Genomic DNA, 22111 nt, shown 5'->3' with positions numbered 1-22111 from the left:
CACAGGCTATTGCACATCATTTAAGTGTAGTGTAATTCAAGGAAAGAAAAACGATTATCCCTCAAGGTGGAAAAGCATTAGTGAACTTGAGGAACAAATGCACCAATGCTTTATTAAGAGATTGAAAGAGAACGCTATAGCGATAATGATTGTTTTAGTAGTGCCTCAAATTCTGGTACTGGCAAAGGACGGCTATAATGAAAACCCTGCCCAAATTCACAGTTTAAGTTTGTTAAATAATCCACATGCCGCTGCTCTTCAATACCTTCAGCGACAATTTGCAAGTTAAGCGCTTTCGCCATTGCAATGATAACGTTAACCAATTCTCGATCGGAATCATTCTCGAACATGGTCTGCATAAAACTTCGGTCAATCTTAAGACGATCAAATGGAAATTTCTGTAGGTAACTCAACGCAGAATATCCTGTCCCGAAATCATCAATGGTCAACTTCGCACCAAGAGATCGCAAGCGTTCTAACAAGTCCATAAGCTCGTCGCTATGATTAAACAACAAGCTTTCTGTCACTTCGATATCAAACTTATCTGCCGGTAAACCTGATGCGTCTAAATAGCGCTTAATTTGATCAAACAATCGGTCACAATAACGGAACTGCACACTAGAGAAATTAACTGATACAACAAGTGGCGCGATACTTTGCCACTGCGCTGCTTGATGACAAGCCTGACGAATTGCAAAATCACCGAGTTGATGGATCAGACCATTTTTCTCTGCAATCGCGATAAACTCATCCGGACTAACAAAACCAAACTTTTCATCATTCCAACGCATTAAGGCTTCTGCTCCCACGATACGCCCTGTTTCTAATGCGATGATAGGTTGATAGTAGAGTTCCAACAAATTATGTGAAATGGCGTGACGCAAGCGACTTTCCAAATCTAAAAATCGCTGTAAGTCTTGGTTCATATTCTGATCATAAAAACAAAAAGCATTACGACCATCTTGCTTAACGCGATACATCGCCATATCAGCAGACGCTAACAATTGCTGTGCGTTATGACCGTCATCAGGGTAAATCGACATACCCACACTGACCGATAGGAAGAATTCTTGATTTTGCCAACTAAACGGCTCGTTAAACACGGATAAAACGGTTGATGCAAAACGCTTCGCACTTTCTTTATCACGTAAGTCAGGGATCACAAGCAAAAACTCATCACCACCAATTCGAGCTAGAAGGTCCGATTTACGCACGGTTTGATGCAAGCGATCGGCGGCGAGTTTTAAAATCTCATCACCAACCATGTGCCCCATGGAATCATTGATTTGCTTAAAATGATCCAAATCGATAAACATGGCTAGCACATTCGTGCCTGCTCGCTTCGCTCTTGATAATTCGACTTCCAAGCGCTCAGATCCGTTAGAACGATTTGGCAACCCTGTCAGCGCATCATGTTTTGCTTGATACTCTAGCTCCATTTCTGACGAACGACGTCGCTCTATTTCATTCGTCAATCGCTGGTTTTGCTGGGATAAAAACTCTTTGCGTTTCTGCTCTTCTTCCAGCTTTATTTTGAGTCCAACTCGAGTGTTATTAAGATTGAACGCGTACAGCAATCCCAAAACAATCATGATGGCGAGCACACTCAACCCAGAGATAAAGATTCTTGATGTATAAAGGTCGCGTTCACTGAGTGACTCAAACCAAGCCATCAATTTAAAATGATGGCGTTCGTCGAGCACTTCGAAATACAGTTTCTGTTTAAGCTCGTTCGCCAAAGCATCTGACGTGTATTGGTTTTCTTGCTCCAACTTACCACTGATTGAGTCCCATACCGTCATTTCAATGTCATTAACCGCAAGCACCATGCGGCTATAACTCCCCTCATGCTCTTGATTTGTTAACTGAGAGATAACGACATCTTTATTTATATCTGCAATCAAATAACCAACCGCTTTATCCGAGAATAAAACAGGCTTAATAACTTTAATCACGACATTGCCATTTTCACGTGTCGCTCTGACTTCTTCACCATGACTATAGCCCAGCATAAAACTGGACACATTGTTGGTCACATCGTCTGCAGCTTCTGTCGTCACGATTAACTTTCCATCTAAACCGATTAGACTCAATCGTTGATATATATCTAAACCATTGACGAACTTCGTGTCTGCTTTTTCATTTAGTTTACGTTTCAAATTGATCAGACTCGCCCCGAGTCCGTACTCCATCGACATGCCTGAGGCAAGATTGGCATAAAACGTTTGTACGGTTTTATCGGTCGATAAATGATCTATATCTTCACTGGCAATAGTAAATAGATTATTTAAAGTACCGGCGTAACTCTTAACTTTTAAATCAAGCTCTCTATATTGAGAGTCTTTTAACTTATGTTGGCCTAAACTTGTTACCGTAATAATCATCGCCAAATAGAGCGAAACCAATATGGCACATATGGTAATAATTTTCTTGCTTGAGATTTTTTTTGCAGATTTAATCATAAATGTTTCTTACTATCTGCTAAGAAATAGTCATTATAAAAATAGTAAATCGATGGGTAGTATTTTTCTACCAAGGATTGGTAGGTGCCATCTTGTTTAATTGAATGCAAGTATTGGTTGAATGCGTTTTTTAGTTCAGGTGAATTTTTTCTAAATGCAACGGCCATTTTTTGATTTTCAGATATTGGGCCAATCACTTTAATTTCACCCGGCCATTTTTCTAGCGCTATGAGTGTATCAGCAACATCGAGCAACGTACTCTCAGCATCATTTTTCATGATCGCGGGAACCATTTCATTTAATCGACGCTGACCATCAGGCAAAATTACCGTTGCTCCGGTGTCGTAAAGATCGTAGAGGTTAGGGTCAAGACAAGAGTGTTCCATAGCAAGTACTTCACGCCCCTTAATAAGCGATTTTACTTTCACGATATCTTGTTCTATCGACCCTGTAGGCTTAATTGGTATCAAAGAAGAGTCTGTGCGTGCCACAAGCCATACCGCTGATGGAAAATAGTCTTCTGAAAAATCGATAACTTCCGTTCGCCAATCAAGGATCGTGACACCATTAGCAATCAAATCGCCCTCAATGGGCATCTTCTCACCTTGCACCATTTGGTTATCTTTATAAGCAACCTGCTGTCCTGTCAATTTACCAACCACATTGCTCCACTGTGCCGGCACATATTCGTATCGAACGCCAAGAGATTGCGCAAAGCCCTTTATGATTTCAACATCTAAACCGGATAGCGTCGCCACCTCTCCTTGTTCAATATACGAAACAAAATTTGCGTAAGGCACGCCAAGATGACGCAACACACCAGCATCTTTGATTTCTTGAAGGTCATTGGCGAAAGTATTCAAAGAGACCAGTGACGTTGCACACATCACCATCGTCGCAAGACGTTGCTTAAAGGACTTACATAGCATAGTCAAATTCCTTCTTTTTCAAAGAGCGCCCAATAGGTGGGCGCTTTGGTGATCGCTATCAATGTTAGAATGAGTAGTAAAGGTCTTCGATTGCCTCTACTAACCCTTCAACATCTTGCTCATCGTGGAACAAGTGCGTTGAAATACGTAGCGCATGCGTTTCATAAGCATCATCTTTGTACAATTTAAAGCTCGTTGTACGAATAATGTAACCGTACTCTTCGCGAAGACGATCACGGAACAATGTTAAGCGTTCTTCATCAGTGACATCATTAAATGGGTTGAACGTCGTTAAGCCACTCGTTAACCCCTCTACGTTTGGTGAGTACATTTTTGAATGTGGTAAGGCATCCGTAAGCAACGTCTTACATTGATGACTTAACGCTAAAACACGTTCTTGAATACGCTCACGGCCAATGTCATCCCACATTTTACAACTGTCAGCCAATGCTTGTTTTGCTGGATAGTTATCGTTACCAACATATTGCATTTGCAGTTGCTTTCCTAAGTAATCAGCATGAGATAACGACGAATTGATCATCCATAATGGGTTCTCACGATCGCTCCAATACTCGTTCAGGCGCTTACCATTATCACGTACATACAAGATACCTGTAGCACCCGGTCCGCACTGCCACTTATGACCAGAACCTGTATAGAAATCACAATCCATATCATGCAAATCTAAAGCAAACATGCCAACAGTGTGCGCACCATCAACTAGTGTCGGAATATGATATTGTTTTGCGAGAGAGCAGATGTCTTTTGCAGGAAGTGTAGTGCCCGTTTTATAGGTGATATGGGAGAAGACAATAAGACGAACATTTTGGTGGGTTTCAATCGCATCGCGGAAAGCTTGAACGTAATCTTGCTCAGTGACGTTTTCTGTGCCTGTGAATACTGGAAGTTGGATCTCTACCACTTCGACACCAAAACGATGTTTAACAACGTTCAATGGCGAGGTGGCAGCCACATGCTCATGGTGTGTGGTTAAGATGACATCACCAGGTTCAAAATGAAGCCCATTGATGATAGAACACAATCCGTCGGTCGTGTTACGGCTTAGAACGAGTTCATCCGCATTTGCGCCAAAGCCTGGAGCAACATCTGCAATCATATCAGATACATATGGAAAGCTACCAAACTTGCCTTTCATGTCCCAAGGAGACTTCGCAACCAACTTATTATTGTGCTCATAACCATCCAGAACCTGTTTTGGCATCGAACCTGTCGTACCAATATTCATATAGGTCGTTCGTTTATCCAAAACAAACTGCTTTTTAACTTTACGCCAGAAGTGCTTATCGTGTTTCCCACTTCGAGAGACAGAGCTCCAATCAATATTCTGTTCTGCTGCTTGTACTGTACCGGATAGAACGGAAGCACTAACACCAGCCACAACGGCACCCGTTGCACCTTTAAGGAAGTTGCGGCGGCCTAGATTGGCTTGAATTAATTCCTTGTCACTCATATTTTCGATCCTTGTCGGAATTTTAGCTGAATAAAAATCACCCGCATAACATTATGTAAAACAAATAACATGATGTTACTTAAGCAATATTACCGACTCGAACAATAGGGTAGATTTTTCTACCGCAATAAAGTGACTTTAGTTCCAAATTTTTATAATATTTGGTGATATAAACGACAATTCAGAAGCGAGCACATAAACAACCAAATTCATAAAATAAAATAGCGCCATACCGTTCATAATATAATTAAACAACATTAGTATTTATTTTGTAAATACTAATTCTGCTATGGCACATACAGGCACTAGCTCCGATTTTAGATTAGACAATAAACACGGTCAAATAACATACAAGAGTCATTCTTCAAATAGGGTAACTGGCTTACCTAGACAGCCCGCAAGCTAAACTTCTGCTGATACTGGCTTGCAGTGGCATGAGTTTCTAAATAACTATGGTGCAGCATTAAGATTGATTGAACAATTTTCATTCCAATGCCTAACGTTCCGCTCGGCGCATCTTTTTCTATGTTATTGATGAAAACAAAATGAATGCGAGATTTGTCTTCATTCAATTGAACTTGGCAATGCACTTCAGATCTTGCGGGGCTATGACGCAGTGCATTTTCCAACAAATTCAGTATCAACCTCTCAAGTAAACTTTTATCCCCTACCGTTTGAACATATGGATCGACATCGATTCTAAGTAATACCCCTTTACGCGCGAACTGGCTGTGCATTGTCTCTGCGCACTCAGCGATAAGCCGGCTAAGATCGACCGGACAATATTGATAATTTGGTGTAGGTGCTTCTTTGCGCGCCATATCTAGCAATGAGTGTAATTGAATTGAAAGCTTCTCGCAGTTGCGGAAAGCTACATCAATCAATGGGTCTGATTTCGGGTGTTGTAAACGCCACGTTTCTAAATAACCAAGCACACTAGATAACGGTGTTTTTAGATCATGGCTCAGTTGCAATAAGCTTTGTCGACGATGGGAAGATTGATACTCCAACTGTAAAAACTGCTGCTGAATGTACTTTGCCATTAACTGATAAGAATGAGCAATGGGCACTAATTCTGGCACTTGGCGAGTAAAGTCCGGACACAGTCTAAAATCTTGCTCTGCCTGTTGCTGAAGTTGATTTGTCACCCGTTCAATCGGATCGAGTAAACTGTGTTTGACTAACATATAGGCCCCTAAGGCAAAGCCAAGTATCGAGATTAATACCAAGCCGGCAAGGGCAAGATAAGGGGTATCCACTTGAGCATTGGCAATCGCAGTATGACGCGCGCTACCAATGACTACATACAAATAACCCACCGTCGAACCAAGCTCCTTAATCGCTGCAACGGAGAACACTTTGTGCTCGCCTTGATTGCGTGGATCTTCACCCAAAATTGGGAATGGATCATTGCTTAAAAATTGCTGAATTGGCTTGAGATCGACAGCTCCCATGATCTCCGTTCCGTCCGGGGCTGCGTGGGTTGTAATCTTTCCTTGGCTATCAAGAAAATAGATTTCAAAATCAGGGCCAATAAGCATCAACGTATGAAAGATGGATTTAAGTGCTTTCGGGTTATAATCCGTACCAATCATCAAGGGATTGTCATCGCGCATATGACTTGCCAACTCCTTGTGCAAGCTTTGCTTTGTGCGCTGCTCAATGGTCTCTTTCTGCCAATTATAAGTAAGGGCAATGACCACTGTAGCTAAGCTAAACCATAAGCATGTAAACACCACCAAACGTGATTTGAAGCTCATCCTATCGCCTCCTTAAACAGCAACACAAATGAAGAACAAAAACTAATGCTGCGGTTGAAACTTATACCCTACTCCCCACACCGTTTGTATAAAATGATGCTCTGAGTCAGACAAAGATAATTTGCTACGTAAGCGATTAATGGTGCTACATACCGTATGGTGATAACCAGAATGGGAGGTCTCCCATACATGATCGAGAAGTTCGTCTTTACTGTAGACTCTACCCGGGCGTGTCGCTAGAAACTGCAACAGAGAAAATTCCGTGGCGGTGAGACTGACATCCTTGTCATTGATTGACACTTGATGCAGTGCAGGAATGATGGTCAACACGCCAAAGTTCATAGAATCATGCACAGGGCTAACATCATGTTTAACGTCGAGCGTTTGGCTCACTCGTCGAAGTACGTTTCTTACTCTTGCTTGAAACTCTAATACGCTGAACGGCTTAGTAATGTAATCATCGACACCCGCTTCTAATCCATCCACTTTATCAAGTTCACCATCCCTCGCAGTCAAAACCAGCACTGGTATCCAATCTTGCCGACGACGTAATTCATGACAAATATCGAGCCCGTCCCCATCAGGCAAACCTCGGTCAAGAATCAACAAATCAAAATGTTGTTGCGAATATTGTACTTTTGCATCCGAGACGCTGTTTACCCGATACACTTCGTGCCCTTGAAATTTAAGGTGCATTTGAACCAGTTCGGCCAAATCGTCATCGTCTTCTACGAGCAAAATTGTCGCAACTAAATGGATTACTTGCTGTTCCATGGTACTGTCCCTGCGTCGGAGTCTCATCTCTCTGCACATGACCGGAACAGTCCATGATTTCTTTCAGTATGTTCAATTCAAATCGCTATTCGACTCGCGTAATAACGACTTTCGCACCCGGGTTCAAAAAACGATGGTTTGCAGATAACGCTGAGTTCGCTAATCCATCGTCTTGGCTAATCACACCAGCATGAAATGCAACCCTGTTACTGTCATCATCTCGAGTGGCATTGAAACCCTCGCCACCACCAGCAGGCCCCGGTATCGTACTCGCCATTTCATCATTACGTTCGGTTCCTGAATCCCACACATTCATGTTCATCTCATAACTTTCGCCAACGGCAAGAGATTTAAGTGGTAATCCCGTCTCACCCACAAAAGCGTCATTGGTGTTAACGAACATAGAAGCAACAGAGAGGTAACCGTAGCGGCTTGGATCAACCGTAATCGTCACTTGGTCAGATTCGCCGGGCAGCACCAATCCATTCCCTGACACCCCTTGGTAAACGCTGTCATTACTGTCCATTAATGCAAGTAATTCCGTATTGCTTCCGCCCTCAGCTAAGTGTTCTAACTCAACCGATGCAGCCTGGCCAACGCGAAACAAATTGTAATCCTCGTTATGAGTGAGCACCGCAAGTGGAGACAAAGGTTGATTCGCTGTTAAGTTAGCCACGTTTACCGTGTATCGGTACGATTTCATGACTGCGTTATCGTCGTCATCGCTAGGACACCCAGCGAGAATGCCAACAGAGGCCGCAACAAGTAAGATTCTGACTTTCATAGCGCTCTCCTTACTTCACAACAATGGTGATGGCTGCAACTGGGTTTAACCAACGATGGCTGCTATTGTCGAGGTCGCTTATGCCACCTGCCGAGTCACTATCGCCTAAATTGCCTGGATGCACGTGCACTTTGTCATTCGTTACGGAAGTTTCAACTCCGGAGCCACCACTGCCAAAGGTTATAAACGGAGGGTTTGGCATACTTGATGCCAACTCATCATTCACTTCAGTCCCTGCATCATAACTTCTTAAAGTAGCTTTATAAGTCCCCGCTTCGGTTGGAATTTTCCAGCTATCAAGACCAACAAAGCCATCATTAGTCGGAAGCAGCATCGCACTAAGGGACAGATAGCCATGATCACCACTGTTCATCATAAAAGTAGTTGCTGAGCCTGGGTCTAAAATACCACCAGCAGGATTTTCTACAACGACTCCTCCAGAATTACCAATCAAACTTGCAAGGCCTGAAATATCGCCTCCCTCAGCCATAGCTTCAAGTTCTGGCGTGGCGGACTCTCCCGTTCTGAACATGTGTAAGTCAGAGTCATGAGCGGCGACAATGAGAGGGGTAAAATAAATGCCTTTGGTTGCGTTAGTAATCGTAATTTCTAGCTCCGCAGCATTCACTGATGCAGAACAAAAAGCCAAAGCCGCTGCCGACATGACAAATCCGAGTTGAGTGCGTTTTTTCATTCTGATTCCATCCTTTAATGAGAGTTTACATTGAGCCAAACCCCAATAAGCCGTTACCTCATAACTTATGGCTTGAACTCATTTCGTGTTCGTGTCTCTAAGAATGGCGAGCAAATCTATCAGCGACTTCATCGATTTCTCATAAAATCCTCACAACTTCCAAGCAATTTACTTCACCTATGCGATTTGCGCTGAGTTTCCAACTTTCCTAAAATGCATCACATCCTGTATCAATGACAACTCTCACCATGATTCATCACATATTGTCTGCCTATTATGGCGAAATCTATGGCATTGCTTTCTTCAATCAGTACTTAAAACGCCACTCACACACCCAGCAAACCGAGTTATGGCAAACTCTAATAGATGTAGAAATACTGACGGCAGAAAAGCTAAAACCAGTCTTAATCATGCATGACATCGATGTTGAAAGCCGGAATAAGGAGATGCAAGAAAAAGGACGTCTTGATGCAAAGAAATGGATTGAGTTGCCGTGGGATGATCTCATCAGCACACTGCTGTCTTGGGTTGAACCATATGAAATCAAATATCGTGAGTGGAATGAGAATACGCAAGAGTTCGCCGATCTCGAGCCGAACTCAAATCCAGAAAACACTGCATTTCAGATCATTGCAGAACACGAAACTGCCATCTATCAGTGCTTAAAACAATATCACTCTGGCACGTCTGGTTTGCCCATTTTAGAGGCGTTTCTTGCAAAATATCGCTAAAGCGAGACAAGCACACTTGCGCCAATCTACCTCGTGCCAGACAATACATTAATTACGCTAAAAAGACTGAACATTTTATGGTTAGCCCAAAACTCATCGCCCTACTTCCTGATCTCGCTTCATTTATCTTAGTGGTGAATGAAGGCAGTTTTACTGCGGCAGCTAAAAAGCTGGGCGTGACACCATCGGCTTTAAGTAAGCTGATCACACGGCTAGAAAAAGCGCTCTCTGTTAAGTTGTTTGAACGCACTACGCGCAAACTGCTCATCACACAAGCAGGACAAAAAGTCTATGATCAAAGCGTCGCGATGGTGAATGCGGCTCAACAAGCCGTCGAGCTGTCGGCTGAAGATCACACCGAACCTACTGGTGCTCTCACGGTTGCCGCTCCAGAGGCCTTTCTTAACTCGGTATTACAACCCTTTGTGCTGCCTTTTCTCCAGCGCTATCCTAACATTCAGCTCAAGTTACGCGCTGCTGATGGCGAGATTGACCTGTTTAGAGAAGGTATCGATGTAGCGTTCAAACTTACCGACAAGCCAGATGAAAACCTAGTCGTCAAAGAAATCAGTAAAACGAACCTCGTACTGTGCGCATCGCCTGACTACCTTGTCAAAAATGGCATGCCTGAACATCCAACACAGCTAGAGCAACACGACTGCATTTACCTTGCTGAAAACGACAGGGATAACATTTGGTCTTTTTTTAAAGACGAAGCATTCTATTCTATCGCTGTTCGTGGTCGCTATGCCGTTAACCACTCTCAAATGCGTCTGAATGGGGTGAAAGCCGGGTTGGGGATTGGCATCTTCCATAACTTTGTGATTAAAGATGCGTTAAAACGTGGGGAAGTCGTCGAAGTGCTGGCTGACTGGATGATCAAAAGTAACTACCATGGTGCGATTGCTATGCAATACGCCCAAACCAAATACATGCCTGCTCGCTTGCGGGTATTTATTGACTTCGTTAATGAGCACTTAGTGTCAAAAGGTATTTAATCTAGAGTCTAATAAAAAAGCAGCCGTCTAAAAGAACACATCGCATCTAAGGATTTAGAACATGTTAAATGCCATACATCACGTTGCAATCATTTGCAGTGATTATTCGACTTCAAAGCACTTTTATACCGAGATTTTAGGGTTGCAAGTTATTGCAGAGAACTACCGTGAAGCAAGAAACTCATACAAACTGGATCTTGCACTGCCTGATGGTACTCAAATAGAACTGTTTAGCTTTCCAAACGCCCCTGAAAGACCAAGTTTTCCAGAGGCACATGGGTTACGCCATCTTGCTTTTCAAGTAGACAGTGTACATAACGTGAAAGCGTATCTTGAATCTCAAAATGTGGAAGTCGAGCCAATACGCATTGATGAATTCACTGGAAAAATGTTTACTTTCTTCCAAGACCCCGATGGCTTACCCCTAGAACTGTATCAAGCCTAGCTCAACTGCCAGACTATCGCCTAAACAAAAATAAACCCGCAGATTTGCAGGTTTTAGTATTCATCTTTAGCCGAACAGCTTGCTCCAAATGCTTGGATTACGTTTATCGTGATACTCTTCGCGCAAACTATCAATTTCACGCAATTGTTGCTGGGCCTCTTGCAAGTTCCCTGCGTCAAGGTCGGCTTCAATTTCATCGAGAGTCGCCGTTAACTTATTAAAGCCCTCTAGATATAAGTCGAACTTCTCTGGCGGGTAATTTCCACGTTTCGATTGCTCGACAATCGCTTGCAAACTATCAATGGCGGATTTCATGGTTTCCACATCAGACGCTTCCGCCGCCTGTTTGAAATCCATCTTCATTTGCTTCATGTTCTGTTTTAAATCGACGGCTTCTGCCATTGCGTGTGTAGAGCCTAACGCGATTATGCACCCAAGCACTAAAGGACGTAACATCTTTACTTCTCCATGTTATGCCGAATTCTGAGTCGGCTTCTTATACCTAAGCTATCTTAAAATACTTAGGTAAATACCAATATCCAAATCAATCGGTATTGACACGCAGTGTAAAGCAAACCGTTAACAAGTCCATAACCAATAATGTGATCAAGTTTATGCGTTGCGAATCTCGTCATATTCTACAATGGGTTCACGACCTCTTAGTTCAAGAAATGACAAAAATTGGTTCGTAGAGTGCGTGATTACTTTATTACTATCAACGCCTACTTTATCCATTAGCTCACTGACTAAACTCAGATTACCAACATCGTGACAAAAGTGCGCGTCACTGCCTGTCGTGAAGTAAACCCCAAGCTGCTTACCAATTCTCGCGATTTCATAGCAACGATCCACACTACCAACACGACTGTTACCTTTTAATGTCGTGTTATTGATTTCAATCGCGACATTGTGCTGTTTGGCACACGTTAACACCGTTTCAAAATCAAAATCGAAATTCGGGTTACCAAGATGCCCAAGCGCATCGATACGGCCACTTTTGATCACATTCATCAGGGCTTCAGTATGAGCAGCTTGGTTGGCAGGATGAAACACCGGTTCGTGGAAGCTTGCGATAACCCAATCTAGGTTGAGATCAACACTAGGCGGTATATCAATATCCCCTTCTGTATTGAGAATGTTTGATTCCACGCCGCGAATAATCGCTACCCCATTTAAAAAGCGAGGCAGAATTTTCTGATTCGAAAAAAACCAGTAATGAGGAGCACCTGGCATAGATTCCGCGTGATCGGTGGTACAGAACATATCTAAGCCATTTTCTTTTGCCAACTTGGCATTTTCAATCAACGTACTGTATGCATGACCACTCGCATACGTATGAGTGTGGGTGTCTACCTTAAATTTCATCGTCAACTCTCTTGGTGCGCATCTTTGATTATTGTATACGCAAGTTCCGGTATTTTGTGATTTTACATACGTTAAAGGCCGAACCTTGGCCTAAACCTTAGTTTACAAGACGAACACGAACCCGAAATTTTCTCACTAAATCGTACCAGTTGTGTAAACTTAAATAAGCACTTGAGTGAACACGTCGCAATAAATATACGCGCTAGAAGATTGTTTTTGTTAAAAAGATTGATGTGAGTTATTAATGTAACGAGTGTAAAGTTGTAAATGGATTAACAAGGATGTTTATATGAATTCGTATCGAACTCTATTAAGTAGCGCTTGCCTGCTTGCGCCAATGATAGGCTTGGCAAGCCCAACCTCCACAAATGCGCCTGATATTTCAGCATTTATTGTGGGAGGACAACCAACGACAACCAATCAGATACCGTTCTATGCACGTGTGATCTTGTACCGCCCAGGAACAAGTCAATATGTGAATCTTTGTGGTGGTTCCATCGTCAATGACCGCTATATTATGACCGCAGCCCATTGTGTCGAGTCTGAGGTATACACCGACGGTTGGACAATTGATAATCTTCGCGTCCTTGTAAAAAATCCATCGACCGATGACGTATTTATTGATGAGTTCAAAGATGTTCGAACCATTACGATACATCCTCAATATGTCCAAAATGATCTTTGGATTAATGATATCGCACTGATTGAGCTCTCCTACCCAATTACAGATAACGTTCAATCCATTACTCTTCCGCAAGATTTTGGCGATTACAGTGACCAAAGCTCGTATCAGATATTCGGTCTTGGCTTGACATCAAGCAATGATCAATCAGGGCCAGACTTTCTGCGTTGGGCTGAAATTCAACCCCTGTCTGATGCGCAATGCTCGTCTCTTGTTGATGGCTATAACTCGCAAGAAACCTTGTGTGCGAATGGATTTGAAGGCCGTGCGTATACTGGCATTTGCCAAGGGGATTCTGGAGGGCCGCTCACTTATCAAGATACCAATGGCGAGTACCAGCAAATTGGCCTAACCAGCTATGGCTCTTCGGTATGTGATTCACCCTCGATACCAAGCGTGTTTACTGAAATCTTAAACTATACATCGTGGATTGAAGCGGTCACGAGCAACGGCATAAAAACCAGCTATGATGCCTCACTTGCGGCTACGGAAGATTATCACAGCGTAGGTGATTCTGGTGCCAGCCCCGTAAAAACAACGCTTAACGAACCAGAAGTAAATAGTGGAAGTGGTAATACCCCAAATTCCGGAACGAGCAACAGTGGTAGTAGCGGTGGCGGCAGCATCGGTTGGTTAACGCTTGCTCTTGGTGCCCTTGTGGGTTTAAGAAGAAAATGGCGCTGATAACGCTTATAAGATTTATCAAGCTTATGAGCCTTTTAATTTACAAGGGGGTTGTTTATAACGGGGGGCGCTTATATAGCTTTTCGCTTAAAACGTGAGTTAATGATGTCTTCAATGAGCCTTTGTTCTTTTTTGGCTTTCTCATAACTCTGTTTTTTTCGCCAACGTTCCAATACGTTTTCTAACCCCTGAACTCGAGCATGTTTGCCGGCGAGTACTTTTTGCATAGATGCACACTCAGCCTGCATCACTGCTTGCTCTTGCTCTTGATGGCGCAGCATTTTTTGTAGCATTTGATCGACACTGTTGAGGTTCATTAACGTTGCGCTATTGAGGCTAGGACTTAATAGCGCAGATTGTCCTGCATGGGCTTTAAGGGCTGATAACTGACTCAACTGAGCAGACAAATAAGCGTGTCTCTGTCGCATTGTATCAAGCTGCTGACCGATTCGGTCACGGCGCTTTTCTTCCAATTGCTGCAACTTGCCGACCGCTTTTAGCTTTCCATCCATTTGTCGCACTCCTCTATTTAATCTTTCCCAACGTTTATCTACGTTAACGACTATCTGTTTTGTCTTGCCTATCCGTTTTGAAACATCTGTGCGAGCGACGTTAAACTTGCCGAGTAATCCACCGATTCATCAACTGATTGCTGAAGATAACCACGTAACTGAGGGTACATGGACACCGCACGATCCAGCTCCGGATCTTGCCCTGGTTGATAGCCACCCAAAGGCAGTAGTTCTTTTACTTGCAGATAATTGGAATACAGTTGACGGAATTGATTGGCGATTGTGCTGTGAGCCTCATTTGTGCAGGCACTCATACAACGACTAATAGACGCGTTGATATCAATTGCTGGGTAATGTCCCTGCTCGGCCAATTGACGAGAGAGCACCACGTGACCATCAAGAATAGCTCGAGCGGAATCCACTACCGGATCTTGTTGATCATCACCCTCCGCTAACACAGTATAGATCGCCGTTAAGCTGCCAAATGGATTTTCACTATTTCCGGCCCGCTCTAGTAACTGTGGAAGAATGCTGAATACCGATGGCGGGTAGCCACGCGATGCTGGGGGCTCACCAAGTGACAGTGCAATTTCTCGCTGCGCCATGGCATACCGAGTCAGCGAGTCCATTAACAGCAAGACATCTTTGCCTTGATCGCGAAAATACTCTGCCACTCGATGACACAACAACGTGGCGCGTAAACGCATTAAAGGTGATTCATCCGCAGGTGCTGCAATAATGACCGCTTTCTGGCGTGATTCTGGTGTGAGATTTCGCTCAATAAACTCACGAACTTCTCGTCCTCGCTCACCAATGAGGCCAACCACAATAACGTCTGCTTCTGTATTCTGAGTGATCATCCCCATTAACACACTCTTACCTACACCACTGCCAGCCATAAGACCAATGCGTTGGCCTTTACCTACTGTCAGTAGGCCATTTATCGCACGAACACCCACATTCAATGGTGTGTCGACGGGTCTACGTTTGAGTGGGTTAATCGGCTTTGGTTCAAGAGAGACGCGATCTCCCCCTTTCAACGGTGCGCCATCATCAAAAGGCTCACCTAATCCATTAACCACACGGCCTAGCCATTGTGAGCTGAGTTGAACGGTGCTGTCTCCCTCTAAGGGAATCACTTTTGCGCCTGCAAATAGTCCCCCAAGACGACGAATTGGCATTAAATAAGCAACAGTATGCTCAAAACCGACGACTTGGGCTTCAATCATGTCGCCCTCCGCCGTTTCAACCAAACAGCGCTGCTCCAATTTAAATCGACACCCAACGGCTTGAAGCATCAAACCATTGACCTTAATTAGCCGCCCCGTCACTCGTGCGACAGGGATAGAATCCAGAGACGCGATTGCATCACTCAAACGCTCATTGAGCAGATCGTGGCTAAAAGCACTACTCATTTTCTTGCTCTACTGGCGGCGGTGTCACTTCATCAAGCAAATGTTGTTTCACATTATCCATGCAGGCTTGAAGACGAGAATCACAGCTTGCATCGGCTTCTGCATCATCCGTCACGAGTTGGCATCCGCCTACGGGCAGTTCGTTGTTAGCAACCATTTTCCAAGACGAGGGTAAATCGGCATTGATTTGCATGATTCGTTCTAAGTCTTGTGGATTCAAATGTACTGTGACGGTTTCTGCTTTCCCTGGCATCGCTGATAATGTTTCATCAACGAGAGCCAGTATCTGTTGAGGCATCAGCGTCAGTTCTGCTCGAATCACTTGCTGAGCAACTTTCTGAACTAGTTCACAAATCATATGGCGTTGTTGTTGTTCTTTCTCACTCTGCCATTGAGAAAGTGCATGAAACAGCTCATTGACTGGTTTCACAGCTTCCAAGAAGCTTTGTTTGCCCGATTGTTCGCCGGAGATAAACCCTTTTTGGAATCCCTCTTTTTGCCCATCTAGGAGACCTTGCTGCTTACCTTGATCTATGCCTTGACGCAAACCTTCTTCATGACCTTGCTGAAGCCCTTGCTGAAAACCAGCTTCAAGTTGTTGCTGAATGTCAACTTGTGACTCTTGCCAACTTGAATGCTCCATTGAAACATCACTCTCATAGCTGACTGGTTTCGCTAAAGGTGGAAAGCGGTGCAGACGATAGCCACTCGGTGGTAAGCGCATGATGGCATTATTTCTCTCAGTCATGGGTTACTCCACCGTTTTCTCTTCATAAAGAACAAGTTGGATCTCACCAGCTTCATCTAGCTCACGCGCCAGCTGCATAACCTCGTTGCGTGCACGATGAACCCGACTCAGCGGAACTGCGCCGCGCAACTCCATGTCGTCTTCTAGCGCTTTAGACATACGTTGAGGCATTGAACGCTTAATAGCTTGTTGAAGCGTAATTTCCGCGCCTTTTAAAGCCACCGACCAAAGCTCTAGAGGAATTTGCTGAACCAAGATATCCATCGTTTCTTCGCGTTGGCGACCGAGCACCATGAAATCAAACATATTTTGTTCAATTTCGCTCACTACGTCAGCATCATGAAGTTTCAACATTTCCATTAACGAAGCGCGGTCACCCTCAAAACGGTTGATGATGTCTGCCGCTTGCTTAACTCCTGAGAGTGGAACGCTTTGACTCACAGATACTTTCTCAATGCAACGTTCTACTAAGTCATGCAAATCGTTCGCGACTTGTTGATCAATATCTTGCAGCCTCGCAATGCGAAACAGAATCTCATCGTGGTAATCCTGTGGAAGGTACTTTAGAACCGAGGAAGAACTATCCGCAGGAAGATAAGCTAAGAATATCGCTTGCATCTGCGGGTGCTCATTCACAATAAAACGAGCAAGTATTTCCGCATCCACCCACTGTAAGCGCTGCATATTATTGCGAATTTCATCGCCGTATAAGTTGTTGAGCAGACCTTTCGCCAAATCATTACCTAGTGCTTTACGCAACGTGTTGGCAAGGTATTCTTTCGACGCACCACGAATGCCACTGTGTTCACTAAAATCTTCAAAAAATTGCTGAATGACATTACGTGCAGAGTCACTCTTAATGCCATTCAATTTAGCCATTGCACGCGTAACGCGCTGTGTTTCATCTCGGCTGAAATGCTGCAACACTTTGGCCGCCGCATCCTCACCCATCCCGAGCAACACTAGCGCAGTTTGCTCTACATGACTAAGCGCCTGTTTTGATGTCGACTGTGCTGTGTTCATTGATGTTTACCCATTGTTTCAATATCTCGGCTACACGCTCTGGCTCTTCATTGGCAATAAGCTGTAGGTGTTTAAGTTGAATTTCTAGAGGAGAGCCCGGAGGTGGCAACATGTCGCTGTTCACATCCAAACCTGATGACCAGACAATGCCTTTTTCGGACAAGCGACGGTTGAGCGATTCTTCATGTTCCCGCTCTTCTCGTGTTTGTAAATTATCGTAGATTGGTTCATCTGATGGCTCAGCAAACTCAAGCTCAGATGGACGCTTATCAGCCCCAGTTAAGTGCATAATAAGAGGACGAAGCACAAACATGATCATTGCCAGTCCCAACAAGCCACCGATAACATAACGCAAAGGCTGCTGAACCGTCGGGTCTTGCCACCAAGGCAAAGCAGGTGGTGCATCAATTTCGATGGGTGTAAAGTTAAAGCTCATCAAACTCAAGCTATCGCCTCTTGCTGCTGTAATACCCACAGCATCCATGATCATGGTCGAGATCTGTGCTTTATCAGCTTCGCTCCACGCAACGCCATCAGGAGATGCTTGCGAGTTGAGCAATACAGATACGCTTAGCTTTTCAATTTGCCCTTGCTGGTATTGAGTCCGACGGACACTGCTGCCCACCGCATATTGACGATTCACCTCTGATCGAGCATTGGTATTTTGCGAGTCGTTATCTGCCTCTTCACCGGTAACAGGAGGTTGATTACTGAGAGAGCCTGGAATACCTAGTGCTATTTGGTCAATCGAACTATTTTGGATGGTATGTTCATTTCGAACGACAGGTGCGCTATCTAGAATTTCTTGAGTCTCTTCTACTTGACTGAAGTTCATGTCTGCGGCGACTTGCACTCTGAAGTTACTCGGACCGACAATTGGAGTCAGCATGTCTGATGCGCGCTGAATGATCTGCTTCTCTACGTTCTTTTGATATTCGAGATACTTTGCGTTCACCTTACCCGCTTCTAATGACGCCACATCAGCACTCAATAATCGACCATATTGATCAATAACAGATACAAATTCTGGCTTCATTGCGGTAACACTACCTACCACCAAGTTAATGATCGCTTCCACTTGTTCTGGCTTTAAATCTTCACCGGGTTTGAGTTCTAACATCACTGAAGCCGATGGATTTTCACTATTTTGACGAACAAATAGTGTTTGACGTGGAATGGCAAGGTGGACACGCGCATTCGCCACAGCGTTCAATGACATGATAGTACGTACTAACTCTCCCTCTAAACCATGGCGGTAACGAGCGGTTTCCATAAACTGGCTCGTACCCAATGAACTGTCTTCTTTAAGAGAATCTAACCCCGTTGGCAATTTGGCTTTCACGCCTTTGGCTGCCAGAAGCATACGAATACGCGCAACCTCCCCCTCTGGAACCAGAACTTGGCCATTTTGTTCCTGCATTCGATAGCCAATACCCTCACTTTCAAGCACGGAGATTATCTCACCAATGTCAAAGCGCTCTTGCTGGCTATAGAGAGGGCGATAGCTCTGAGAAGAGCTCCAGAGTGCCACCACAATAATGGCTGCCACAATGGCGGCTAATACCGCTGATAATACCAAGTTGCGCTGGCTGCTCGACCAAAGCTGTTTTATCTTGTGATTGAGCTCCTCCATCCCTTTAGATGAAGCTACTTTGTGTGTCGTTCCGGCAGACATGGTCGTTGCTCCGGCAACTTGAGGAGTAAGATCTGACATGGGTTACACCGGCATCTTCATAATATCTTCAAAAGAACTAACGACTTTATTGCGCACCTGCATCAAAGCATTAAAAGAGAGACTGGCCTTTTGGCTAGCCACCATTGCGCCAACCAAATCATCACTTTTTCCTGTCTCTACCGCCGTCATTTTTTGGCTTGCAATAGATTGGTGCTGGTTAACCGTATCCAAAACACTGGTCATCGCTTGAGAAAAAGACAACGGTGCATTCAAAGATTGGCTGTCAATAGGATTTGGACTCACGACAAAGTCTGGCAACTGAGTTTGCGTTCGTATTGCCTCCATTTTCGATAGCATGAGTTGCTCTGCTGAAGCTGCATTTATAGGTTGATTGTTCATTCATATTCTCCTTTTAGGCAGCTGAGCCTAGTGCCAACTGTAAGTCGATACCGTGCTCACGCATGGCTGCAAGTTTATAGCGTAATGCTCGGGTCGAGACCCCTAAGGCGTTTGCTGTTTTAGTCCGATTGCCACCAAACTGACGTAACTTATCTAACACAAATTGAAATTCCGCTTGTTTCTTCGCTTCTACATGATTAAAGCTTGAGGCAAATTCAGGTTCGGTAACCGGAGATGACATTTCAACAGGAAGCATCAAGTCTTGTGCAGTGATGTAATCACCATGTCGCATGACGAGAGCGCGTTGAATCACATTTTCTAACTCTCGAATATTCCCTGGCCAGTGGTATTGACTAAGAGCGGAAATCGCATCTTGAGACAGTCGGCATCGGCTGCTTTCTTGATATTTTTCAATAAAGAAATGACTGATAGGCAGAATGTCTTCTTTACGTTCACGTAACGGAGGCCAATGAAGCGGCAGAACATCAAGACGGTAATAAAGATCTTCACGGAACAGACCTTTCTGGACTTCTTCTCGTAAGTCTTTGTTTGTTGCTGCAATCACTCGAATATCTAATTGAATGGCTTTGTGGCTACCAACACGCTCGACTTCGCGCTCTTGCAATACTCGCAGCAACTTAGCTTGCACCGCTGGAGACATTTCACCAATTTCATCAAGTAAAATCGTGCCACCATTTGCCTCTTCAAATTTACCGCTTTGTGAACCCGTAGCGCCGGTAAACGCGCCTTTAACGTGACCAAATAATACCGCTTCGAGCATGGATTCAGGGATTGCCGCGCAGTTCACAGCAATAAAAGGGCCATTGAGGCGAGACGAGTGCTCATGTACATAGCGAGCTAATACTTCTTTACCAGTTCCTGATTCCCCTGTAATCAACACACTCGCACTCGTGCATGCTGCACGATGAGCAAGCTGAAGCACTTGTTTGCTGCGCCATGACTCTGCCACTATATTGGCGAGAGGCTTACCTAATGCTTCAACACGCTTAAGTAAATTCAATAATTGGTTTGACTCAAATGGACGTAACAGATAATCCGTCGCGCCTGATTTCATTGTCTCAGCGGCAAGAATGCCCTGATCTTGATCCACAATAGCAATGACGATCCCTGAATTGATTTTCTTCTGATGACAGGCAACAAATTCACGGACCCCCATATCAGGTAAGGTCGAACTGACTAACGTAATGCTTGCACTTTCTCCGAGCAAAGCCGTTCTCCCAGTGCGAGAGTGTCGAGCGCAATAGCCTGCACTTTCCAACACATCCAGAACTGGTCGAGCAAGATTTTCATTTGGCTCTACCAGCAAAATATCCGTTTTTGTCATCATTGAACCTTAGCCTTGTTTTGCTGTATGTCTTGTTTCATTTCGTTATTCAATTTAGCGACGATGCGTTCGTCATCTCTCACAAGCCTAATCGTCACGCGACGATTTCGAGCCTGTCCCTCGTTGGTATCATTACTGGCAATCGGATAACGGGCACCATGCCCCCTCACTTCGATCATTTGCTCATCGACACCTTTACGAATAAGGACCTGTTTAACTTGTTCTGCTCGCTGACGAGAAACAACCAAGTTGGAGACATCCGAGCCCACATTATCTGTATGGCCATCAATCAGAATTTTTGTTACCCGAGGATCCACAGAAACATAACTGTATAACGCTCCTAACGTTGCCATATGAGAAGCATCTAGCCTTTTTTGCCCAAACTGAAATGGAATGACCACGTCACGAGCTTGAAAAAAAGACAGCTTAGGTAAACGCTCTCGACAAGCGTTGAACTCAGACAGCGCTGATTGCGTTTTTATAGTGGGCAATGTGATACCGGCAAGAGAGGAAGGAACGCTTCCACTTAGTGACACTGTAACCCAACTGCCCGATGAAACATCATCTAAAAGGGCATCTATGCCTGATTGGAATTCGAACCGCTGTTCCAAACGAGAAAGCTGTTGTGAATCGTAGTGCTTGGTCGCGACGACGTTGTTCCATGGTGCACTTTGGCTTTGAAGTGAAGCTCTATTCCATTTGTTATCGTCATATTGAACATCCGCAACAAAAGAAATTTTTTCACTTGGCTCAGCGCGGAAATAAAACTTCCCATAGGAAGTTTCCATATGGAATAAATTACACTCAAGATGGTTAGACTTATATTCCCAAGTGGAAAGATCCATAGGAATGGTGACAAGCTCATTTGCCATAGATAATTTAGAGCATGTAAAAAAAATAAAACAAACAAATACTTTCGTTAATCTAGCGTGACAATCAATTAAGTATTTTTTACATAACCCTGACTTAGAGCGCTTAATCAAATATGCCATTGTCATACGGTAAAAGGCATAGTTAATCATATCGATTCCCTGTTCAAAAAAAACATTTCAGGCCACTAAATGAACAAAAATGATTATTTGTCTACTTTTCAACCATTTCTGAATAAAATGCTGACCAAATAAGGATTACATCGCACCAAATTGAAAATTGACCATAATACAATCACTTTTATGGTCAAGTTTAACATTTGAGCTAATTTTTATTTTCTAGTTT

At 43.9% G+C, this 22111-nt stretch carries 21 protein-coding genes; 4 read left to right on the top strand and 17 right to left on the bottom strand.

Going from position 1 to position 22111, the window contains the following annotated elements; all coding sequences use genetic code 11:
• Window positions 1–134: 134 nt before the first annotated feature.
• The 7 genes from VA249_RS15800 to VA249_RS15770 all read right to left on the bottom strand — a co-directional run bounded on the left by VA249_RS15800 (window position 135) and on the right by VA249_RS15770 (window position 8874).
• Window positions 135–2462 carry a putative bifunctional diguanylate cyclase/phosphodiesterase gene (locus VA249_RS15800; RefSeq protein ID WP_221071465.1) on the bottom strand — a complete coding sequence of 776 codons (2328 nt, stop codon included), beginning with the start codon at window positions 2460–2462 and terminating at the stop codon, window positions 135–137.
• A complete protein-coding gene (locus tag VA249_RS15795) occupies window positions 2459–3355 on the bottom strand; it encodes a transporter substrate-binding domain-containing protein (RefSeq protein ID WP_420864281.1) in 897 nt (298 codons plus the stop codon). Before VA249_RS15795 ends, VA249_RS15800 begins: the two co-directional genes overlap by 4 nt.
• A 100-nt stretch (window positions 3356–3455) precedes the next feature.
• Window positions 3456–4862, bottom strand: a complete 1407-nt coding sequence (locus VA249_RS15790; RefSeq protein WP_221071463.1) for an aminotransferase class V-fold PLP-dependent enzyme — start codon at window positions 4860–4862, stop codon at window positions 3456–3458.
• A gap of 386 nt (window positions 4863–5248) precedes the next feature.
• Window positions 5249–6622, bottom strand: coding sequence for a sensor histidine kinase (locus tag VA249_RS15785; protein ID WP_221071461.1), 1374 nt, complete (start codon window positions 6620–6622; stop codon window positions 5249–5251).
• 42 nt (window positions 6623–6664) lie between these two features.
• Window positions 6665–7396: a response regulator transcription factor gene (locus VA249_RS15780; RefSeq protein WP_221071459.1), complete on the bottom strand. Its 732-nt coding sequence runs from the start codon at window positions 7394–7396 to the stop codon at window positions 6665–6667.
• 85 nt (window positions 7397–7481) lie between these two features.
• Complete coding sequence (locus VA249_RS15775) at window positions 7482–8180, bottom strand: spondin domain-containing protein (protein WP_221071451.1); 699 nt, start codon at window positions 8178–8180, stop codon at window positions 7482–7484.
• 10 nt (window positions 8181–8190) lie between these two features.
• Window positions 8191–8874: a spondin domain-containing protein gene (locus VA249_RS15770; RefSeq protein WP_221071449.1), complete on the bottom strand. Its 684-nt coding sequence runs from the start codon at window positions 8872–8874 to the stop codon at window positions 8191–8193.
• A 248-nt stretch (window positions 8875–9122) separates the two neighbouring features.
• Here VA249_RS15770 and VA249_RS15765 point away from each other — a divergent pair, with 248 nt between their 5' ends.
• The 3 genes from VA249_RS15765 to gloA2 all read left to right on the top strand — a co-directional run bounded on the left by VA249_RS15765 (window position 9123) and on the right by gloA2 (window position 11048).
• Window positions 9123–9605 carry a hypothetical protein gene (locus VA249_RS15765; RefSeq protein WP_221071447.1) on the top strand — a complete coding sequence of 161 codons (483 nt, stop codon included), beginning with the start codon at window positions 9123–9125 and terminating at the stop codon, window positions 9603–9605.
• A 77-nt stretch (window positions 9606–9682) separates the two neighbouring features.
• On the top strand, window positions 9683–10603 hold the full coding sequence (locus tag VA249_RS15760; protein WP_221071445.1) for a LysR family transcriptional regulator: 921 nt from the start codon (window positions 9683–9685) through the stop codon (window positions 10601–10603).
• Window positions 10604–10664: 61 nt separating this feature from the next.
• Window positions 10665–11048, top strand: a complete 384-nt coding sequence (gloA2, locus tag VA249_RS15755; protein WP_221071443.1) for an SMU1112c/YaeR family gloxylase I-like metalloprotein — start codon at window positions 10665–10667, stop codon at window positions 11046–11048.
• Window positions 11049–11114: 66 nt separating this feature from the next.
• Here gloA2 and VA249_RS15750 read toward each other — a convergent pair whose 3' ends face one another.
• Both VA249_RS15750 and VA249_RS15745 read right to left on the bottom strand, forming a co-directional pair.
• Entirely contained in the window at window positions 11115–11504 is a 390-nt protein-coding gene (locus tag VA249_RS15750) for a cytochrome b562 (RefSeq protein ID WP_211917921.1), read from the bottom strand.
• A gap of 156 nt (window positions 11505–11660) precedes the next feature.
• Window positions 11661–12413: a phosphatase gene (locus VA249_RS15745; protein WP_221071441.1), complete on the bottom strand. Its 753-nt coding sequence runs from the start codon at window positions 12411–12413 to the stop codon at window positions 11661–11663.
• 289 nt (window positions 12414–12702) lie between these two features.
• Between VA249_RS15745 and VA249_RS15740 the strand changes: the two genes are divergently transcribed.
• Window positions 12703–13779, top strand: coding sequence for a S1 family peptidase (locus VA249_RS15740; protein ID WP_221071439.1), 1077 nt, complete (start codon window positions 12703–12705; stop codon window positions 13777–13779).
• A 71-nt stretch (window positions 13780–13850) separates the two neighbouring features.
• Here VA249_RS15740 and fliJ read toward each other — a convergent pair whose 3' ends face one another.
• The 8 genes from fliJ to VA249_RS15700 form a co-directional block, all read right to left on the bottom strand.
• Window positions 13851–14291 carry a flagellar export protein FliJ gene (gene fliJ / locus VA249_RS15735; RefSeq protein WP_221071437.1) on the bottom strand — a complete coding sequence of 147 codons (441 nt, stop codon included), beginning with the start codon at window positions 14289–14291 and terminating at the stop codon, window positions 13851–13853.
• A 68-nt stretch (window positions 14292–14359) separates the two neighbouring features.
• On the bottom strand, window positions 14360–15706 hold the full coding sequence (gene fliI, locus VA249_RS15730) for a flagellar protein export ATPase FliI (protein ID WP_221071435.1): 1347 nt from the start codon (window positions 15704–15706) through the stop codon (window positions 14360–14362).
• A complete protein-coding gene (gene fliH, locus VA249_RS15725; RefSeq protein WP_420864280.1) occupies window positions 15699–16430 on the bottom strand; it encodes a flagellar assembly protein FliH in 732 nt (243 codons plus the stop codon). The genes fliI and fliH overlap by 8 nt, the downstream gene beginning before the upstream one ends.
• Window positions 16431–16457: 27 nt before the next feature.
• Window positions 16458–17477, bottom strand: coding sequence for a flagellar motor switch protein FliG (locus tag VA249_RS15720; protein ID WP_221071431.1), 1020 nt, complete (start codon window positions 17475–17477; stop codon window positions 16458–16460).
• Window positions 17440–19191, bottom strand: coding sequence for a flagellar basal-body MS-ring/collar protein FliF (gene fliF / locus VA249_RS15715; protein WP_221071429.1), 1752 nt, complete (start codon window positions 19189–19191; stop codon window positions 17440–17442). The genes VA249_RS15720 and fliF overlap by 38 nt, the downstream gene beginning before the upstream one ends.
• A 3-nt stretch (window positions 19192–19194) precedes the next feature.
• Window positions 19195–19551: a flagellar hook-basal body complex protein FliE gene (gene fliE, locus VA249_RS15710; RefSeq protein WP_221071427.1), complete on the bottom strand. Its 357-nt coding sequence runs from the start codon at window positions 19549–19551 to the stop codon at window positions 19195–19197.
• 13 nt (window positions 19552–19564) lie between these two features.
• Complete coding sequence (locus tag VA249_RS15705; RefSeq protein WP_221072186.1) at window positions 19565–20896, bottom strand: sigma-54-dependent transcriptional regulator; 1332 nt, start codon at window positions 20894–20896, stop codon at window positions 19565–19567.
• Window positions 20896–21918, bottom strand: coding sequence for a MotY family protein (locus tag VA249_RS15700; RefSeq protein WP_221071425.1), 1023 nt, complete (start codon window positions 21916–21918; stop codon window positions 20896–20898). The genes VA249_RS15705 and VA249_RS15700 overlap by 1 nt, the downstream gene beginning before the upstream one ends.
• Window positions 21919–22111: the final 193 nt, after the last annotated feature.

The sequence above is a fragment of the Vibrio alfacsensis genome (assembly GCF_019670485.1).
In the GTDB taxonomy this organism is placed as follows: Bacteria; Pseudomonadota; Gammaproteobacteria; order Enterobacterales; family Vibrionaceae; genus Vibrio; species Vibrio alfacsensis.
Note: the sequence above shows the minus strand (reverse complement) of the source record. Positions and strands in the feature narration are given on the sequence as shown.

Excerpts from the sequence above, each read along its gene's own strand:
- VA249_RS15750 (WP_211917921.1), bottom strand. The coding sequence starts at position 11,504 with ATGTTACGTCCTTTAGTGCTTGGGTGCATAATCGCGTTAGGCTCTACA.
- gloA2 (WP_221071443.1), top strand. The coding sequence starts at position 10,665 with ATGTTAAATGCCATACATCACGTTGCAATCATTTGCAGTGATTATTCG.
- VA249_RS15760 (WP_221071445.1), top strand. The coding sequence starts at position 9,683 with ATGGTTAGCCCAAAACTCATCGCCCTACTTCCTGATCTCGCTTCATTT.
- VA249_RS15800 (WP_221071465.1), bottom strand. The coding sequence starts at position 2,462 with ATGATTAAATCTGCAAAAAAAATCTCAAGCAAGAAAATTATTACCATA.
- VA249_RS15775 (WP_221071451.1), bottom strand. The coding sequence starts at position 8,180 with ATGAAAGTCAGAATCTTACTTGTTGCGGCCTCTGTTGGCATTCTCGCT.
- fliE (WP_221071427.1), bottom strand. The coding sequence starts at position 19,551 with ATGAACAATCAACCTATAAATGCAGCTTCAGCAGAGCAACTCATGCTA.
- VA249_RS15740 (WP_221071439.1), top strand. The coding sequence starts at position 12,703 with ATGAATTCGTATCGAACTCTATTAAGTAGCGCTTGCCTGCTTGCGCCA.
- VA249_RS15795 (WP_420864281.1), bottom strand. The coding sequence starts at position 3,355 with ATGGTGATGTGTGCAACGTCACTGGTCTCTTTGAATACTTTCGCCAAT.
- VA249_RS15765 (WP_221071447.1), top strand. The coding sequence starts at position 9,123 with ATGATTCATCACATATTGTCTGCCTATTATGGCGAAATCTATGGCATT.
- fliI (WP_221071435.1), bottom strand. The coding sequence starts at position 15,706 with ATGAGTAGTGCTTTTAGCCACGATCTGCTCAATGAGCGTTTGAGTGAT.
- VA249_RS15785 (WP_221071461.1), bottom strand. The coding sequence starts at position 6,622 with ATGAGCTTCAAATCACGTTTGGTGGTGTTTACATGCTTATGGTTTAGC.
- VA249_RS15720 (WP_221071431.1), bottom strand. The coding sequence starts at position 17,477 with ATGAACACAGCACAGTCGACATCAAAACAGGCGCTTAGTCATGTAGAG.
- VA249_RS15745 (WP_221071441.1), bottom strand. The coding sequence starts at position 12,413 with ATGAAATTTAAGGTAGACACCCACACTCATACGTATGCGAGTGGTCAT.
- fliJ (WP_221071437.1), bottom strand. The coding sequence starts at position 14,291 with ATGGATGGAAAGCTAAAAGCGGTCGGCAAGTTGCAGCAATTGGAAGAA.
- VA249_RS15770 (WP_221071449.1), bottom strand. The coding sequence starts at position 8,874 with ATGAAAAAACGCACTCAACTCGGATTTGTCATGTCGGCAGCGGCTTTG.
- fliF (WP_221071429.1), bottom strand. The coding sequence starts at position 19,191 with ATGTCAGATCTTACTCCTCAAGTTGCCGGAGCAACGACCATGTCTGCC.
- VA249_RS15705 (WP_221072186.1), bottom strand. The coding sequence starts at position 20,896 with ATGACAAAAACGGATATTTTGCTGGTAGAGCCAAATGAAAATCTTGCT.
- VA249_RS15780 (WP_221071459.1), bottom strand. The coding sequence starts at position 7,396 with ATGGAACAGCAAGTAATCCATTTAGTTGCGACAATTTTGCTCGTAGAA.
- VA249_RS15790 (WP_221071463.1), bottom strand. The coding sequence starts at position 4,862 with ATGAGTGACAAGGAATTAATTCAAGCCAATCTAGGCCGCCGCAACTTC.
- fliH (WP_420864280.1), bottom strand. The coding sequence starts at position 16,430 with ATGCGCTTACCACCGAGTGGCTATCGTCTGCACCGCTTTCCACCTTTA.
- VA249_RS15700 (WP_221071425.1), bottom strand. The coding sequence starts at position 21,918 with ATGATTAACTATGCCTTTTACCGTATGACAATGGCATATTTGATTAAG.